The following is a 1207-nucleotide window of genomic DNA, read 5'->3' as shown; positions in this document are numbered from 1 at the left end:
AGAAGAGCCGGATTTACCTAACTCTTCAGCCTACGCACTTGAACCTGGACAACCGTCGCCAGGCCCACCTAGCCTTCTCCGTCCCCCCATCGCAATTGTAAGAAGTACGGGAATATTAACCCGTTTCCCATCGACTACGCCTTTCGGCCTCGCCTTAGGGGTCGACTTACCCTGCCCCGATTAACGTTGGACAGGAACCCTTGGTCTTCCGGCGAGGAGGTTTTTCACCCCCTTTATCGTTACTCATGTCAGCATTCGCACTTCTGATACGTCCAGCATGCGTTACCACACACCTTCAACCGCTTACAGAACGCTCCCCTACCCAATACTCAAAGAGTATTGCCGCAGCTTCGGTTTACTACTTAGCCCCGTTACATCTTCCGCGCAGGCCGACTCGACCAGTGAGCTATTACGCTTTCTTTAAATGATGGCTGCTTCTAAGCCAACATCCTGGCTGTCTGAGCCTTCCCACATCGTTTCCCACTTAGTAGTAATTTGGGACCTTAGCTGGCGGTCTGGGTTGTTTCCCTCTCCACGACGGACGTTAGCACCCGCCGTGTGTCTCCCGGATAGTACTTACTGGTATTCGGAGTTTGCAAAGGGTTGGTAAGTCGGGATGACCCCCTAGCCTTAACAGTGCTCTACCCCCAGTAGTATTCGTCCGAGGCGCTACCTAAATAGCTTTCGGGGAGAACCAGCTATCTCCAGGTTTGATTGGCCTTTCACCCCTAGCCACAAGTCATCCGCTAATTTTTCAACATTAGTCGGTTCGGTCCTCCAGTTGATGTTACTCAACCTTCAACCTGCCCATGGCTAGATCACCTGGTTTCGGGTCTATATCCAGAGACTGAACGCCCAGTTAAGACTCGGTTTCCCTACGGCTCCCCTAGATGGTTAACCTTGCCACTGAATATAAGTCGCTGACCCATTATACAAAAGGTACGCAGTCACAGGACAAAGCCTGCTCCTACTGCTTGTACGTACACGGTTTCAGGTTCTATTTCACTCCCCTCACAGGGGTTCTTTTCGCCTTTCCCTCACGGTACTGGTTCACTATCGGTCAGTCAGTAGTATTTAGCCTTGGAGGATGGTCCCCCCATATTCAGACAGGATATCACGTGTCCCGCCCTACTCGATTTCACTGAATATGCGTCGTCAGTTACGGGGCTATCACCCTGTATCGCCAAGCTTTCCAGCTTGTTCACCT

General features: G+C 51.5%; 1 rRNA gene. It reads right to left on the bottom strand.

Annotated elements, in window-relative coordinates:
- Positions 1-1207, bottom strand: a 23S ribosomal RNA gene (locus FKN16_RS24235); the annotation flags it as partial.

It is taken from the genome of Vibrio sp. 11-4(1), from assembly GCF_013048625.1.
GTDB classification, from domain to species: domain Bacteria; phylum Pseudomonadota; class Gammaproteobacteria; order Enterobacterales; family Vibrionaceae; genus Vibrio; species Vibrio diabolicus.
Note: the sequence above shows the minus strand (reverse complement) of the source record. Positions and strands in the feature narration are given on the sequence as shown.